This is a genomic window from Roseomonas sp. HF4 (assembly GCF_005222755.1).
Taxonomy (GTDB): domain Bacteria; phylum Pseudomonadota; class Alphaproteobacteria; order Acetobacterales; family Acetobacteraceae; genus Neoroseomonas.
The window spans coordinates 125,605-138,293 of sequence record NZ_STGD01000013.1 but is presented as its reverse complement, the minus strand read 5'-3'; the positions used below and the strand labels follow the sequence as shown (position 1 = coordinate 138,293).

At 70.3% G+C, this 12,689-nt stretch carries 10 protein-coding genes; 3 read left to right on the top strand and 7 right to left on the bottom strand.

Features of this window, described 5'->3' with window-relative positions; all coding sequences use genetic code 11:
* Positions 1-40: 40 nt before the first annotated feature.
* The gene (locus tag E8M80_RS19060) at positions 41-721 is read left to right on the top strand and encodes a GntR family transcriptional regulator (protein ID WP_137127305.1); all 681 of its coding nucleotides are present in this window, start codon (positions 41-43) and stop codon (positions 719-721) included.
* Positions 722-794: 73 nt separating this feature from the next.
* On the opposite strand, the gene E8M80_RS19055 is transcribed toward E8M80_RS19060, so the two are convergent.
* The 5 genes from E8M80_RS19055 to E8M80_RS19035 all read right to left on the bottom strand — a co-directional run bounded on the left by E8M80_RS19055 (position 795) and on the right by E8M80_RS19035 (position 5,992).
* Positions 795-2,381 (bottom strand): ABC transporter substrate-binding protein, encoded by a 1,587-nt coding sequence (locus E8M80_RS19055; protein ID WP_137127304.1) that lies wholly within the window; start codon positions 2,379-2,381, stop codon positions 795-797.
* A 40-nt stretch (positions 2,382-2,421) separates the two neighbouring features.
* Positions 2,422-3,240 carry a polysaccharide deacetylase gene (locus tag E8M80_RS19050; RefSeq protein WP_170979506.1) on the bottom strand — a complete coding sequence of 273 codons (819 nt, stop codon included), beginning with the start codon at positions 3,238-3,240 and terminating at the stop codon, positions 2,422-2,424.
* The gene (locus E8M80_RS19045; protein ID WP_240790124.1) at positions 3,240-4,007 is read right to left on the bottom strand and encodes an SDR family NAD(P)-dependent oxidoreductase; all 768 of its coding nucleotides are present in this window, start codon (positions 4,005-4,007) and stop codon (positions 3,240-3,242) included. The genes E8M80_RS19050 and E8M80_RS19045 overlap by 1 nt, the downstream gene beginning before the upstream one ends.
* A complete protein-coding gene (locus tag E8M80_RS19040; protein ID WP_137127302.1) occupies positions 4,000-4,752 on the bottom strand; it encodes an SDR family NAD(P)-dependent oxidoreductase in 753 nt (250 codons plus the stop codon). Before E8M80_RS19040 ends, E8M80_RS19045 begins: the two co-directional genes overlap by 8 nt.
* 268 nt (positions 4,753-5,020) lie before the next feature.
* Positions 5,021-5,992 carry a tripartite tricarboxylate transporter substrate binding protein gene (locus E8M80_RS19035; protein ID WP_170979505.1) on the bottom strand — a complete coding sequence of 324 codons (972 nt, stop codon included), beginning with the start codon at positions 5,990-5,992 and terminating at the stop codon, positions 5,021-5,023.
* A gap of 60 nt (positions 5,993-6,052) precedes the next feature.
* Here E8M80_RS19035 and E8M80_RS19030 point away from each other — a divergent pair, with 60 nt between their 5' ends.
* Together E8M80_RS19030 and E8M80_RS19025 are read left to right on the top strand one after the other, a co-directional pair.
* Positions 6,053-9,673 carry a hydantoinase B/oxoprolinase family protein gene (locus tag E8M80_RS19030; RefSeq protein ID WP_137127300.1) on the top strand — a complete coding sequence of 1,207 codons (3,621 nt, stop codon included), beginning with the start codon at positions 6,053-6,055 and terminating at the stop codon, positions 9,671-9,673.
* A 63-nt stretch (positions 9,674-9,736) separates the two neighbouring features.
* Positions 9,737-10,624 (top strand): hypothetical protein, encoded by an 888-nt coding sequence (locus E8M80_RS19025; protein WP_137127299.1) that lies wholly within the window; start codon positions 9,737-9,739, stop codon positions 10,622-10,624.
* A 113-nt stretch (positions 10,625-10,737) separates the two neighbouring features.
* Here the strand turns inward: E8M80_RS19025 and E8M80_RS19020 are convergent, their stop codons facing one another.
* Positions 10,738-11,706 carry an ABC transporter ATP-binding protein gene (locus E8M80_RS19020; RefSeq protein ID WP_240790123.1) on the bottom strand — a complete coding sequence of 323 codons (969 nt, stop codon included), beginning with the start codon at positions 11,704-11,706 and terminating at the stop codon, positions 10,738-10,740.
* The gene (locus E8M80_RS19015) at positions 11,703-12,638 is read right to left on the bottom strand and encodes an ABC transporter ATP-binding protein (protein ID WP_240790122.1); all 936 of its coding nucleotides are present in this window, start codon (positions 12,636-12,638) and stop codon (positions 11,703-11,705) included. The genes E8M80_RS19020 and E8M80_RS19015 overlap by 4 nt, the downstream gene beginning before the upstream one ends.
* Positions 12,639-12,689 lie beyond the last annotated feature (51 nt).

The window sequence follows — 12,689 nt, the reverse complement described above, 5'->3', positions numbered from 1 at the left end:
CGTACTTTCTTTGGCGTGATACGTAATATATCAGTGGAGCATGGCATCGGCCCCAACAGTGCGCAAGCGCGTGACCACAGCGCAGGCGCTCGCGATACCGAGCCGGCAGGAAGCCGTCGCGGCGACGCTGCGCTTCGATATCCTGCGCGGCCAGGTGGCGGCAGGCGCGCGGCTCGACATCGACGAGATCGCGGCGCGCCACGGCGTCAGCCGCACACCGGTCCGTGACGCGCTGAAGCAGCTCGAGGCCGAGGGGCTGGTGCATGTGCTGCCCTATCGCGGGGTCGAGGTGACGCGGCTTTCCGCCGAGGACCTGCGCGAGATCTTCGCGATCCGCAGCGCGCTGGAGCAACTCGCCATCGCCATGGCCGTGCAGCACATCACCGATGCCGAACTTGGCGGGTTGCGGCGCATCCTGAAGCGCATGGACCGCGCGCGCGGGCGCGACCAGTCCTGGACGATGCTGAACGCCTCCTTCCACGACGCGGTCCATGCGGCCTCGCGCTCGCCACGCCTGATCGAGATGATCAGGATGCAGCGCACGAACGTCGAGCGCTACGTCCGCGCCGGCGCCGCCGACCTCGGCACGGCGCCGCAGCAGGCCGAGCACTGGGAAATGCTCGAAGCCCTCGCGGCGCGCGACGCGGCCGCCGCGCGGGCGGTCATCGCGCGCCACCTCGATCGCACGGCGGAGACGCTGGCCGGGCTCGCGGGGGCTTAGTCGCGCCGCCCGCGCGATCCGGCCCGACGGGGGTGGCGCGGCCCTTCGGTCGTTGCGCCACCCCGCGCCGGCGTCACGTGCGCTCGATGTTCCAGATCACCGGGAAGCCGAAGTCGATCACGCCGCGCAGCTGCGCGCGCCAGGCGGCGGGTGCGCGGAACTGCCCCGCGATCGGGAAGGTCGCCTGTTCGATCGCTACGCGGTTCAGCTCGGCGGCGATCTCGCGCCGCCGGTCGGGGTCTCCCTCGGCCTCGAAGCGTTCGATCAGCGGGGTCATCGCCGCCTCGCAATAGCCCCAGGGCTGGTTACCCGTGCAGTTGAAGCCGACACCGAGGTTGGACAGCGGGTTCGCCATGTCGAAGCCCGTGTAGACGACCGGCACGACCGACCATCCACCACGGTCGAGCGGCTGGCGCTGCACCCAGCGCTGCGCGATCGAGGACCAGTCCGACCCCTGGACATCGAGATTGAAGCCGGCGCGCTTCATGCGGTCGATAAGCACGAGGCCGAAGGGATTGAGCAGCGCGGAATCGAGAGGATGCATCAGCACGACGCGCTGGTCCGTGTAGCCGGCCTCGCGCAGCAGCGCCTTGGCGCGGTCGAGGTCGGGGCGCGCGATCGCCGCGCCGCCGCGGTCGCTGCTGAAGGCGGTGCCGCACATGAACATCGCGGTGCAGTCCGGGTTGCCGGTCTCGGCGAAGCCCGCGCCGGCCAGGATTTCGCTCCGGTCCAGGCATTGCTGCAGCGCGCGGCGCACCAGCACGTTGTCGAAGGGCGGCAACGCGTGGTTGATGCTGACGGCATACATCATCTCGGCCTGGCCGCGCGCCTCCGAGATGACGATGTTCCGGTCCCTGCGCATCAGCGGCAGGTTGTCGATCGGCGCGTATTCCAGGTAGTCGACCTCGCCCTGCTGCAGCGACGTCGCGCGGAGCGCAATGTCGGGCATGGTGATCATCTCGACCTGCTCGACCTTCGGCACCTTGCCGCCGGCCAGCCCGTCCGCGGGCTCGTCGCGCGGCACGTAGCGCTCATTGCGGCGGAAGAAGGTGCGTTCGCCGGGGATCCAGCGGTCGGGCAGGAAGACGAAGGGACCGGAGCCCATGATCTCCCGCACCGGCTGCGTCGGCGGCGTGGCGGCGGCGATGCGCGCCGGCATGATGAAGGGCACGTGCACCGACGGCTTGCCCAGCGCCTCGATCACGCCGCCGAAGGGGCGGGAGAGTTTCAGCGTGAAGCCATCCGCGCCGGACGTCGCCAGTTCCGCGGTCGCCGCCATCAGGCGGCGCCCGATGGAATCGCGATTGCCCCAGCGCCGCAGGGACGCCACCACATCCTCCGACGTGACCGGCGTGCCGTCGTGGAACATCAGGCCGGGGCGCAGGCGGAAGGTCCAGGCGAGGCCGTCCGCGCTGGTCTCCCAGCCCTGCAGCATCTGCGGGCGATACCGCCCCTGGCTGTCCATCGAGACGAGCGTGTCGAACACCAGGTAGCCGAAGTTGCGTGTCACGAAGGACGGGCTCGCAATGGGGTCGAGGTTCTGCAGCCCGACATTCACCACGAAGCGGAACGGCCTCTCGCGCCCCTGCGCAAGCGCCAGGCGGGGCGAGGCCAGCATCGCGCCCGCCGCGGCGAGCCCCTGTCGTCGTGTCATCTGCATGGTCGGTCTCCTGCGGCATGGTTGAAGAAAGCGGTCGGGCTCAGGACTGCGTGGCGGCCCAGGCCTCCGCGACCTCGGTACAGGTGGCGAACCAGACACCGTCGAATTCGCGCATGAAGGCGATCATTTCCCGCAGCAGTGCGATGCGGCTCGGCCGGCCCGTGACCTGCGGGTGCATGACCAGGTTGTAGTAGCCGCCCCAGCGGTGGATTTCGCGGAACTCGTCCTGCCAGACCTCGCGGATGTGGCTGTTGGTGAAGATCGGCCGCGGCGTCTTGATGGAGAACAGCGCGAAGGGCGCGTCGTCCAGGCTCCAGTGCCAGGGCAACTCGACGATGTTGCCGCCGCCCGGCGCCGGGATGCGGTAGGGGTTCACCTCCGCCATCATCGAGCTGTCGTAGAGGAAGCCGTGCTGCGCGAGCAGGCGGATGGTGTTGTCGCTGGTCTCCCCGGCCGGAGAACGGTAGCCGCGCGGCACGACGCCGAGCACGCGCTTCAGCGCCTCGAGCCCGCGCTCCATCTCCTCGGTTTCCACGTCCGGAAAGCCGGGCTCGATCCAGGCGTGGGAGTAGGAATGATGGCCGATCTCATGCCCGGCCTTCAGCACCATGGCGGCGCGGTCGGCATGGTTCTCCACGGTCCAGCCGGGGATGAAGAAGGTCGCGGGAACCGCCGCTTCCTGCAATGTCTCCAGGATCTTGGGCACGCCGACGCGCGCGCCGTAGGTGCCCTGGCTCAGCGTCCCCGGGCGCTGCGCGTTGGCCGGGTCGCGGGCGAGCCAGAGCGTCTCGGCGTCGAAGTCGAAGGTCAGGGTCACCGCGACGCGCGCGCCGCCGGGCCACTTCACGCTCAGGTCCATCAGGCGTCTCCCGTTTCGTGTTCGGGTGGCGGATAGCGGCCGACGAGCCACCCGCCATCCACCGCGATGACCTGGCCCACGACATACGATGCGTCGTTCGACGCCAGGAAGCCAATCACCGCCGCCACCTCCCCTGGCGTGCCGGCGCGGCGGAGCGGCGTGGGCTCCAGCACGGCGCGCAGGTACACCGGATTGCGCCGATGGCCCTCCGTCATGGCCGTCTCGATCACGCCCGGCGCGACGGCATTGACCGTGATGCCTTCGGGCGCGACCTCGGATGCCAACTGCCGCGTGAACTGCGCGATGCCGCCCTTCGCCACGGCATAGGCGGTGGTACCGGGATACCCCGCGATGCCGAAGGTGGACGCGACATTGACGATCCGGCCGCCGGGGCGCGGCAGATGCGGCAGGATGTCGCGCGTGACGCGCAACACGGCGGCGAGGTTCACGTCCAGAAAGCGCGCGATGAGCGCATCGTCGGACGCCGCCAGCGCCTTCGATCCGCCGATGCCGGCATTGTTGACCAGGATGTCGATGCGCCCGAAGGCGTCGAGGGCAGCCTGCGCCAGCAGCACCCCGGCGCCCGCCTCGGCGACGTCCTGCTGAAGGCCGACACCACCCAGGCGCGCGGCGGTCTCCGCCACCAGCGGGTCGCGGTCCACCAGCAGGACGCGCGCGCCGTCATCGATCAGGCGCTGCACGACCGCCGCCCCGATGCCGCGCGCGGCACCGGTCACGATCGCCGTCCGGACGGGCCGGTCAGGCAAGCCGGCCTCCGTCCACCGGCAGCGCGACGCCGTTGATGTAGGATGCCGCATCGCTCAGCAGGAACAGCACGGCGGCGGCGACCTCGCCCGGCGTGCCGAAGCGCCCCATCGGATTGCGCGCCCGGGTGTATTCCTCCCGGGCCGCGGCCCCATCCCCGGCCTGGGCGAAACTGTCGCGCAGCATCGGCGTCTCGATCGGTCCCGGGCAGACGATGTTGGCGCGTATGCCCTGCGCGGCATGGCCGGCGACGAGGCTGCGCGTCATCAAGACAACGGCGCCCTTGCTGGCCGCATAGGCCGGGAAGACGGGGTTGCCCACCAGGCCCGCGCCCGATGCGAACGTCACGATGGCGCCGCGTCCCGCCGCTTCCATGGTCGGGACGATGTGTTTCAGCGCCAGCCAGGTGCCCTTCACATTCACGGCGAACAGGCGGTCCCAGGCGGCTTCCTCGACCTCCGGCAGCGGCACGGTCGGGCCCAGCATGCCGGCCGCCGTGACCAGGAGCGTGATCGGCGACAAGGCCGCGGCCGCGCGCGCGACATCCGCGGCGGAGGAGGCGTCACCCACAATGCAGACGCTGTCGGGGCAAGATCTTGCGGTATGCGCGAGGCCCGCCTCATCACGGTCGAACAGGACCAGCCTGGCCCCCTCGACGGCAAGCCCGATCGCGACCTCGCGGCCGAGGCCCGACGCCGCGCCCGTCACGAGGCCGCAGCGTCCCTGGAAGCGCAGGTGTGAAGCCATCAGAACCTCCGCGCGCGAAGCGACACAAGCGCCGTCGGTGCCTGGGGCGCCTTACACGGCACCGTGCGCGCCGCCAGCGGTCGACGGATCAACGGCAGACCGAACGTCGAACGATCATCCTCGCGCGACAGCAGCGCGCCAAGATTTCTGCGCGCCCGCATCGACACCGGCCCGCGTGGCGCCGCGCATCTTTCGGAACGTTCCGGCATCGGTCGACGGATGGCTCCTTCCAGCGTGGCGTGGCGTGGCGCGCCGCGGCCTCGTCCCGTTACCCCGACGCGAAGCGCCCGATCCTGATCCGCCGCGCCACGGCTTCGTGCTCGGCGAGGCTTTCGGCCATCATGGGCCGCATCTCCCGCGGCCCCATCCGGACCGGCACGATGGCGAGGGTGCGCATCGTCGCCAGGAACGCCTCCGAATGCGTCGCAGCGAGCAGCTCCTCGCTCCACCGCGCGGTCACCGCATCGGGCAACCCCTTCGGCCCGCCCATGCCGAGCCAGGGGCGCGACGCCCAGGAATAGCCGAGCTCGGGCATGCTCGGCACGTCGGGGAACTCGTCGCTCTTGGTCTCGTTCAACAGGGAGACCAGGCGGAGCGATCCGCTCCGCACGGCGGGCAGCACCTCCCCCGCGACGACCGCGCACATGACGTGCCCGCCCAGCAGCGAAGTGGTCGCCGGCGCACCACCGGCGAACGGCACGAAGGTGACCTCGATGTTCTCCTCGGCCGCCAGGCGCGCCATGTTGAGGTGGCTGTTGGCGCCGATCCCCGCGACACCGATGGTCAGCTTGCCGGGCTCCCGCCGCGCGAAGGCGATGAGATCCGGCAGCGTGCGGAAGGGCGAGGTGGCTGCGACCGTCACGAAGGTCAGGAAGGAACCGTAGACCATCAGCGGCGTGAAGTCGGCGACAGGGTCGACGGTCAGGGTCTGCAACTGCGGCGCGACGGCATTGGTGTTCACCGACAGCAGCCCGAGCGTGTGGCCGTCCGGCCGTGCGCGCGCCAGTTCGGTCAACATGATCGTCCCGGCCGCACCCGGCCGGTTCAGCACCGCGACGGGGTGGCCCATCGCCGGTTCGACGGCACGCGCCAGGGCGCGCTGCGTCACGTCGAACGATCCGCCGGGCGAAAAGGGCGCGAGGAAGGTCACGGGGCGGTCAGGCGACCAGCGAGCCTGCGCCGCTGCGACCGACGGCGTCGCCAGGGTCAGCGCCAAGAGGTTGCGGCGATCAATTTTCATGTCAGCCTCCGGTGCACCTGCACGGCATCTTGCCGTCATCGAGCCGGCGAAGGGAAGCCCATGCGGGACGGCGTTGTACTCGGGGTCGATATCGGCGGCACCTTCACCGACATCGTGGCGCTCGACACCGCCAGCCGGCGCGTCGTGTCCACCAAGGTGCTGACGACGCCCGGCGATCCGAACCTCGCCGTCATCGAGGGCATCCAATCGCTTTTCGCATCGCAGGGGCTCGACCGCGCACGGGTGCTGCGCGTCGTGCACGCTACGACGCTGTTCACCAATGCGTTGGTACAGCGGCAAGGTGCCCGGGTCGGCTTCATCACCACCGCCGGCTTCGCCGACACCCTGGAATTGCGGCGCGAACGGAAATTCGAGCTCTACGACCTCGCGATCCGCATGCCGGAACCGCTGGTCCCAGCCGAACGCCGTCTTGAGGTGGCGGAACGCATCGACGCGCGCGGCAGCATCCTCGAAGCCGTCTCCCCCGATGACGTCGTGGCCGTCGCCATGCGGCTGCGCGCGATGGGCTGCGACAGTATCGCGCTCGGCTTCCTCAACAGCATCGTCAACGCCGCCAACGAGCAGGCGGCGATGCGCGCACTCGCGCAGGCCTTCCCGGACCTGGCGCTCTGCGCCTCCTACCAGGTCGCGAACGAGATCCGCGAGTTCGAACGCTTCTCGACCACGGTCGCCAACGCCTTCATCGCGCCGCTGGCGGATCGCTACCTCGGCGCATTCGGCCGCTGCATCGCCGAGGACTGCGGCATCGCCGCACCGGTCCTGCTGATGCTCTCCTCGGGTGGCCTCGCGCCGATCGAGGTCGCGCGGCGGCAGCCGATCGCGCTGCTGGAATCGGGGCCGGCCGCCGGCGCCCTCGCTGCCGCATGGTTCGCCGGACAGGCGGGCATCGCGGATGTGCTGGCCCTCGACCTCGGCGGCACCACGGCCAAGCTCTGCGTCGTGGAGGGCGGCGCGCCGCTCATCGCGCGGCGCTTCGAGGCCGCGCGGGAACGACGCTTCGTGCCGGAAAGCGGCCTGCCGCTCTGCCTCGCCAGCGTGGACCTGATCGAGATCGGCGCTGGCGGCGGCTCGATCGCGCGGCGCGACGGGCTCGGCCTGCTCAAGGTCGGGCCGCGCAGCGCGGGGTCGGAACCTGGGCCGGCCTGCTACGGGCGGGGCGGGACGGAGCCGACCCTGACCGATGCCAACCTCGCCCTCGGGCTGCTGGATCCGGAAGGCTTCGCCGGCGGCACCCTGCGGCTTGCGCCCGCCGCGGCAACCTCCGCCCTGGAACGTCTGGGTGAGAGCCTCGGGCTCGATGCCACGCGCACCGCGCTCGGCATCCGCGACCTGGCGAATGAGAACATGGCGTCCGCTGCGCGCGTCCACGCGGCGGAGCGCGGGATCGAGCCGGATCGGCTCGCGCTCGTCGTCACCGGTGGCGGCGGCCCGCTGCACGGCGCGGAGGTCGCGCGCAAGCTCGGCATCCGGACAGTGCTCTGCCCGCCGGCCGCGGGCGTCGCCTCGGCGATCGGGCTGTGTCTCGCGCCGCTGCGCGTGGACCGGTCGCGCTTCCTCGGCCGGCCGCTCGCCGGGATGGCGGGCGCAGAGATCGAGGCCGCCTTCCTTGCGCTGGAGCAGGACGCGATGGGCTCGGCCGGGCTGCCGATGGCGGGGGCCACGCTCACCCGCAGCGCCGACATGCGCTACCTCGGCCAGGGTTTCGAGATCGAGGTCGCGCTGCCCGCCGGCCCCTACGACGACACCGAGGATCTGCTCGCCGCCTTCCGCGCCGCCTATGCGCGCATCTTCAGCCGCACCATCGACTGGGCGGCGGCGGAACTGGTCGCCCTGCGCGTCGTCGCATCGCTGCCGCTGGTAGATGCGCAGGCGCCGCTGCTGCTCGATGAAGCCGTGCCGCGGACCGGTGAGACGATGCGCGACATCGTGCTCGACGATGGCCGCGTGGCGCGGGCGCGCGCGCTCGGCTGGGGTGTCGCCGCGGGCGAGGTCGCGGGGCCTGCGCTGCTCGCGCAGGCGGGCTCGACACTGGTCCTCGGTCCGGGCGATGTCGCCTCGCCGGCGGCGCTTGGCATGGCGTGCCTGGCGCTGGCGCAGGAGGCGAATGCGGGCAACGCTTTCGACGCCGTCCGCACCGAGGTGCTCTGGCGGCGCCTGATCGGTGTGGTCGACGAAGCCTCGGCCGCGCTGGTCCGCAGCGCCTTCTCGACCGTCGTGCGGGAATCAGATGATTTCTCGGTCGTGATCACCGATGCCGCGGGCACGCTGCTGGCGCAGGGGCACAAGTCGATCCCGAGCTTCATCGGCAGCCTGCCCCGCACCGTCGAGCATTTCCGCGCAGTGTTCGGCGCGGGTATCGCCGAGGGCGACATCCTGATCACAAATGATCCGTGGTGGGGCACGGGGCACCTGGCCGACATCTCCCTGGCCATGCCGATCTTCCATCGCGGGCGGCTTGTCGCCTTCGCGGCCAGCACGGCGCATGCGCCCGACATCGGCGGGCGCAGCGGCGCGCAGCGCATCGCCGACGTGCACGAGGAAGGCTTCCAGATCCCGCCGCTGAAACTGGCCCGGCAGGGCGTGCTCGACGATGCCATCCTGGCCCTGCTCGCCAAGAACGTGCGCGCGCCAGAGGAAGTGCTGGGCGACCTGCATGGCCAGATGGCCGCGTTGCACCTGGTCCGGCGGCGCGTCTTGACGCTGCTGGAGGATTGGGCGCTGGACGACCTCGACGCCTTCGCCGCGGCGAGCTGCGGGCGTACCGATGCGGCGGTGCGCGCGGCACTCGCGGGCCTGCCGCACGGCAGTTGGGACGCGGAGGAGGAAACCGACGGCATGGACGGCGTGCCGATCCGGTTGAAGGCGCGCGTGACCATCTCGCCGGATGCCGTGACCGTGGACTACACCGGCAGTTCTGCGCAGATTCCGGCCGCCCTCAACGTCGCGTGGTGCTACACCTTCGCTTTCACGGCCTATGCCCTGAAATGCGTCCTCGATCCCGAAAGCCCGAACAATGCGGGGTCGCAGCGCGCCATTCGCCTGATCGCGCCGGAGGGGTCGATCGTTAACCATGCCTGGCCCTTCTCCGGCGGCAACCGCGCGCTGGTCGGGCATTACCTGCCGGCGCTTGTCCTGCGCGCACTTGCCGCGGCAATCCCCGGGAAGGTGATCGCGCCGACCGGCAGTCCGATCTGGTCGTTCCTGTTGCGCGGCCAGCGCGAGGACGGCTCCCGCTTCGCGCTCAAGACCTTCTTCAACGGCGGCATGGGGGCGGGCGCGCATGGCGATGGCGCCGCGGCGCTGTCCTGGCCGTCCAACGTCTCCTCGACACCGGTCGAGGTGATCGAGCAGCAGGCGCCGATCCGGGTCCTGCACCGACGCATCCGGCGCGGATCGGGTGGCGCGGGGCGCGGCCGCGGCGGGGATGGACTGGAACAGGCACATCTGCTGCTAGCAGGCGGCCCCTACATCATCGGGTTCAACGCCGAGCGCACGCGGGCGGCGGCGGCTGGGCTGCTGGGCGGGGCGGCGGGGGCGTGTGGCATGGTCGCCATCAATGCGACCGCCGTCGACATCAAGAACAGCCCCTTCACGCTGCGGGACGGCGATGTGGTGACCATCGCCACGCCGGGCGGCGGGGGATACGGGGATCCAGCGTAGGCGGCCGGCGGGCGGGGCGACAAATGCTGCTGCGTCGCGACCCTGACCGGCGGCAACGCCGCCTTGCGCAAGGTGACCCTTCCCGCGAAGGCCAGCCGCATCGCCATCCAGAACAGCACTGGCGGCGCCTTCGAGATTACCGTGGGCTGCGCAACGGGGGCGACTGTCAGCGTCGGCAACGGCGCCATCGTGCTGGTGCAGGACGCCGGGACGAACTGCCACGGCGTCGGTGGTGCCGCCACGCTTGGTGACCTCGCCGATATGGTCGGGCCGTTCCTGAACGGCGACCTGCTGTCATTCGAAGGCGCTGCCTGGCGACCACTCGGCAGCGGCATCCTCTCGCGCGTCATGCTGGCGGTCAAAGGCGCGCTGGTGCGGCGGGCCACCACCCTCTCCATCACGACCACGCCGACCGCCGCGCCCTTAACCGAAGCGACCCATGACACGGACGAGTTCTGGAGCGGGTCGCTCCCCACCCGTCTCACGGTGCCGGTCGGCGTCACCAAGGTGCGGCTCTGGGCACGGCTGCGCCGGCCTGGGCGTAGCGCCAATCACGGGGCGCGCATCTACAAAAACGGCGCCGCCTTCGTCGGCTGGGGCGATTTCAAGGCCGCCTTCGGCTGCACCGACGCCGACTACAGCTTCGGGTCCGCCGTGGTGGCTGTCACCGTGGGCGAATACTTGGAGGTGCAGCCCTATGCGTCCGCGATGCGCGCCGCCGCCTCCCGGCTCATGCCCGCCAGCGCCGCCGCGATCGCCAGCAGGCCCCGCGCCACACGCGGGTCGTTCTCGGTCTTCGCCAGCCGCCGAAGCTCACCCGGCGGCACGTTTTCCCGAAGCATCAGCGCCTGCATGGTCCGTTCGCACGAGCCATGCCCACCGATCAAAAACAATCGACCGCGTCGCCTCGAGACCATGAGTCAGCCCCGTGTACGCCGGGTGTTACTCTAGTAGTCAGGGTCACCCGCCATCTCTCCGGCCTCTCGGGACTTGGAGCGTCCTGTCCGTCGCGGATCGGCCAGAGTCACGATGCGGGCGGCGTAGCGTGAAGTGCCGCGATGCCGTCAGTCCGGAAAATGGCAGGCTGCCTGGTGCTGCGCGACATCGCCGGTGAGCGCCGGGTCCTCGCTTGCGCAGATCGTGGACGCGCGCGGACAGCGCGTGCGGAAGCGGCAGCCGGAGGGAAGGTTGGTGGGGCTCGGCGGCTCGCCCTCGAGCGCGAAGCTGTCGGTGACCCGCGCACCGCCGATCCGCGGGATCGCGGCGAGCAGAGACTGCGTGTACGGATGACGCGGGGCGGAGAAAATCTGCTCCGTCTCGCCGATCTCGACGATTCGGCCGAGATACATCACCGCGACCCGATCACAGACGAGCCTGACGACGGACAGGTCATGCGAGATGAAGAGATAGGTCAGGCCGAATGCCCGTTGCAGATCGAGGAAGAGGTTGAGGATCGTCGCCTGGACCGAGACGTCGAGGCCCGATGTCGGTTCATCGAGGATGACGACGGACGGCTTGAGCGTGAGGATGCGAGCGAGGCCGACGCGACGCTGCTGCCCGCCGCTGATCTCGTGCGGGTAGAGATCGAGATGCGTCTCGGGCAGGCCGACCGCCGCCAGGATCTCCCTCACGCGCGCCTCGCGCTCGGCTGCGGGCAGGGTCGTGTGCACGACCAGCGGTTCATGCAGGGAGGCACGGATGGTCCAGCGCGGGTCGAGCGAGGCGCCGGGGTCCTGGTAGCAGTACTGCAGGTGTTCCCGGTACTTGCGCGACTGGTGCGGCTTGAGCCCCGCAATGTCGTGGCCTTCGAAAACGACGCGACCGGATGTCGCGGCCTGGATGCCCATGAGCGTCTTGCCGAGGGTGGACTTGCCACAGCCGGATTCCCCGACGACGCCGAGGATCTCGCCACGTCGGACGTCAAAGGAGACGCCGTCCACTGCCCGGAGCCAGCCGACGCGCCGCTTCCAGACGTTGCGCACAGGGAAGTACTTGTGCAGCGCCTCGACCGAGAGGATCGGGCCCTCGCTCACGTCACGTCTCCGAGCGGATGGTGGCAGCGCACCGTGTGCGCCTCGGCGACCGGGGTGGAGGGCGGACGACTGCTGCGGCATACTTCCGAGGCACGGTCGCACCGCGGGTGGAAACGGCAGCCGGGGGGCGGGTCAACCAGGCGCGGGATCTCGCCGGGGATGCCCCGGATGCCGTTCTCCGAGGATGGCAGGCTGTCGAGCAGCTTGCGCGTGTAGGGGTGGGAGGGGCGGTCGAAAAAGGAGGCCACAGGCGCCTCCTCGGCCTCCTGGCCTGCATACATGACCGTGATGCGGTCGCAGATCTCGTAAGCGGTCCCCAGGTCGTGGGTGGTGAAAAGCACAGCGACACCACGGTCACGCGCAAGCGTCTTCAGGAGCTTCAGGATCTGCGCCTGCACCGTGACATCGAGCGCGGTCGTCGGCTCGTCGGCGATGACGAGCCGCGGCTCGGGCAGCAGGGCCATGGCGATCATCAGGCGCTGGCGCTGACCGCCGGATACCTCGTGCGGGTATTTTCGGAGGACCCCCTCGGGGTCGGGAAGCTGTACCTGGCGGAGCAGGTCGATCACGCGCGCATGGTCCGCACGGCGACGTTCCCGCGCCGAGAGGCCGCCTTCGCGCAGCAGCGGCGACTTGAAACGCATCAGGTCCGCGATCTGGGTGCCGATCGTAAAGACCGGGTTGAAGGCGGTGAAGGGATCCTGAGGGATGTAGGCGATCCGACGGCCACGGATCTCGGCGGCAAGTGTGGCCTCGTCGAGGTCGAGCAAGGCACGGCCTTCGAACCGGATATCGCCGCCATCGATGCGCGAGGCGTTGCGCGGCAGGATGCCAAGGATGGCGCGCGCAAGGGTCGTCTTGCCGCACCCGGATTCGCCGATCAGGCCCATGATCTCGCCGCGGTTGATCGTGAGATCCACGCCGTCCAGCACGCGAGCGATACCGGCATCCGAGGCGAAGGATATGCGAAGGCCCCGGACAGC